1 protein-coding gene is annotated in these 3,836 nt (G+C 44.6%); it reads left to right on the forward strand.

Features of this window, described 5'->3' with window-relative positions:
• A partial coding sequence (locus tag QUB26_RS30595) for a calcium-binding protein (protein ID WP_333321076.1) occupies positions 1-3,739 on the forward strand: 3,739 nt, incomplete at its 5' end.
• Between the last annotated feature and the right edge of the window lie 97 nt (positions 3,740-3,836).

The raw sequence follows: 3,836 nt of genomic DNA on the forward strand, positions 1-3,836 counted from the left end.
AACGCCGACAACTGGCACTCCAACGCCGACGCCACCGACACCCCCGACACCTGGTGGTACCATCGACACACAGAAGAATTGGTGCGGCGTAGAAGCTGGATTGGATAAACTTGAGAAAATTCTTGACGACCAATTACAGGCAGTTAACCTACCCATTGTCGGCCCGCTCAAGGACATTTCCCCAGATTTTATTGGCAACTTCAAGACTAAGTTAGTCGATACAATTAAAAATCATGGAAATCAAAGTCTGAGTCAGTTAGAAAGTAGCCTCCGCACTGCACTTGGCTCGACTTTCAATGTTGCTCTAACTGGGACTTCTAGTGCTAATGAAAGTACCTTGCTAATTACTCTTGGCAAGCAATATCAGTTTCCCGATCTCAATCTCTCTAAAAACTTAGGAGTGCCGGCATTAAGCTTAGATGTAGATGGAAAAGCAAAATCAAAATACAACTTCAACTTGTCCCTGGGAGTTGGTGTTAGTAAAGATTTCGGCTGCTACATAGATACTGACAAAACTAAGTTAACCGCCAACATTGACTTGGGCCTAAATGATCAATTCAAGGCAAAAGGCAACTTAGGTTTTTTCCAAGTAGACCTGGCAAACGATACCAAAAACCCTACTAAAGTCGATGCCAACCTCGAAGTCAAGCTCAATGACTTAGACAATCTGGGCGGCCCGAATGATGGCCCTCGCCTCACATTGCCAGAATTGCAAGGTAACTATCAGTTCAAAGACTTATTCAATGCCGACTTAACGAGCAATGCTAATCTCGGTCTCACAGCAAAAACCAGTATCAACGGCAATGCTGCATTCCCCTCCTATAACTTCGACTTAGCAGTTAATTGGCCCATCCTAAATTACGCTAACGGTCAATTAACCGGGCCGCAAAAGCCCACAGTTGCATTTAACAATATGCAACTAGATTTGGGGACATTTGTCAATAATTTTGCCAAACCAATTATCGGTAAAATTTCTGATGTCATTAAACCATTTCGACCAGTTATCAACTTCCTCAATGCCGACACTAAGTTACTGTCTACACTAGGTTTAGCTGGCGAATTTGATAAAAATGGGGATGGAATAGTCAGCGTACTAGAACTGGCAGCAAAAATCTCTGGGCGCGATATCGATACCCGGTTTTTAGATGCGGTTGCCAAGGTTGATAAAGTTGTTGATTTGGCAAACCAAATAGCGAATTCTCCCGATAAAATCGATTTGGGTTCTTACACTCTGGGGAATGTAGATGTTGTCGATAACAGTGCGAATCTTCAGAATGCTTCCCCGATCCCAACGACTGCTGTACAGCAAACAGCCAACCAACAAATTAACTCCAAAACAAGCGGCAAGGTCAAGGAGTTCTTAAATGCCTTAAAAGATATTGATGGCTTTGATATCCCACTCTTGACCAAACCAGAAACCGCGATTCAATTGCTGATAGGTAAACCCGATGTTTCGGTATTCACCTATCAGATGCCAAAACTGGGGTTTGACTTTAATATCGAGAAAAAATTTCCGATATGGGGGCCGCTCCAGGGTTTACTGGGAGGCAAGTTTAGTGCTTCAGCTCATCTAGGATTTGGGTACGATACCCACGGATTAAGTGAGTGGAAAAAGTCTAATTTTGCGACGGACTCTGCTAGCAAAGTTTTGGATGGATTTTATGTGAGCGATCGCCAAAATGCTGACGGTACAGGCCCAGATGTTGACGAACTCAGTCTTGACGCTAGTATTGCCGTAGGTGCAGGGTTGAATGTTGGCGTGGCCGAGGGCTATGTCAAAGGTGGAATTCAAGGCAAAGTGGGCATTGATTTGATAGATATCGGAGAATTCCAACCGAAACAAGGTGGCGACGGCAAAATCCGAACATCGGAAATTACTTCCCGCATCAGCAAACCCTCGGAACTGTTTGATGTAACAGGAAAAGTCAATGCTTTTCTGGGTGCTCAAGTAAAAGCCTACTTACCCGAAATTTGTTATAAAACAATCCCCGAAATAAGCATAAGATTGTTCGGAAAGAAAAGAGTCATCACGCGTGAATTCAGACTCCCTTATCCGTGCTTCGATTACAAAACCGTCTACGATAATAACTTTGCCACATTTGAGTTAGCTAAGTTTACTTTGGGGCCGAGTTCTAGCACTAGGGGTAGAGCAATTAACGGTTACATGGCCGGGGCGACAGTCTTCTTCGATGCCAACTTTAATGGAGTTCAGGATGAAAACGAACCGTTCTCAATTACTAACGCAGATGGCAGCTTTGACTTAGATGTCTCTCTTGACCAATTCGACAAAAATAATAGCGGCGACCTCGAACCGGATGAAGGCAAAATTGTACTCATAGACGGCATCAATACCTCTACTTATTTGCCGCAGCAAACACCCCTATTTGCCACACCTGATGCTACAGTAGTTACTCCATTAACTACCCTATTGACCGAGTTGATCGAGCAAGGGAGTGACCCAAATCAGGCGCAAATTCAGGTTAAATCTGCACTGGGAGTGTCGTCAGTAATTGACTTGACTAGCTACGACCCGCTAGAGGCAATTACTCAAAACGACCCGAACGGTTTGGCGGTTTATGCAGCACACGCTCAGGTACAAAATACCATTGTTTTGATAACTGATTTAATTAGCGGTGCTTCAAATACCGCGAAAAATGAGATTGGCGATCGCGTAATTTCCGCCGTTGCCAATCAAATTCAATCTGGCACTCTCGATTTAAGCAATTCCACACAATTGCAAGCGATTATTCAGTCGGCGACGAGTCAACTGCAAGTACCACAACTCTCTAGTATTACTTCGGATGCTGCCCAAATTATTGCAGAGGGAAATCAGCGGATTAGTGATCTCGCATCCAGCAATTCCTCGCCCTCAGATGCCGCGACAGAAATGGCTCGCATCCAAAAAGTCGCACAAGGAGAAGTAGCCCAAGATTTACTGCAAGTCGCAGCCGGAAATAAAACGATTCAGTCGGCGATTTCCGAAAATACTGGTGCATCTCTAAATACCAAAATTCAGTCGGCGACAGCTAACAATCCAACAGTCCGCAATACTTTAGATACTGATGACTCCAGTACACCATCTACACCCGAAGAACCATTCCCAGAAAGCGGTATTGAATTCGTTAAAGATGGGGAAAATACTACCGAAAGCACAGATGGCGATGATACCATTATGGGAAGTGCTAGCGATGATATATTGCGCGGTAGAAAAGGAAATGACTTGCTGTTTAGCCTTGATGGCAATGATTGGATGAATGGCAATCAAGGCAACGACGTAACAGATGGTGGAATTGGGGACGATACTCTCTACGGCGGAAAGGGTTTTGATACCTTGACTGGTGGTGCCGGCAATGACTTCCTTTCTGGCAATCGAGGTGAAGATATCCTAATTGGTGAAAAGGGCGACGATACCCTCTACGGCGGTCAAGGCAATGATATTCTGCTAGGAGGTCAGGGTAACGATTTCCTCAGTGGCGATTTGGGCGATGATACCTTAGTAGGGGATGTAGGGAGCGATCGCTTCTTATTATCTACCAATTCTGGTATTGATACTGTTGCTGACTTTGAAGTCGGTCAAGACTTGTTAGTGTTGGGTAACGGGTTGAGTTTCTCGCAATTGGCAATTGTCCAAGATAGCGATGCAACTTTAATCCGGTTTGCACAAACAGGGGAGATTTTAGCTTCTCTGGCCGGAGTTTCTGCTAGCAGTATTAGTGCCGTTAATTTCGCATTGATTTGAGAAAGATGTGGGTTTAAGCACTTAGGAATGAGAATTAAATAACTTCCACTCTTGAAAGTGGGATGGGCGTCCCGCCCGTCCAAAAAGGACGGGCGGG

The organism is Microcoleus sp. B4-C1 (genome assembly GCF_036705285.1).
GTDB lineage: Bacteria > Cyanobacteriota > Cyanobacteriia > Cyanobacteriales > Microcoleaceae > Microcoleus.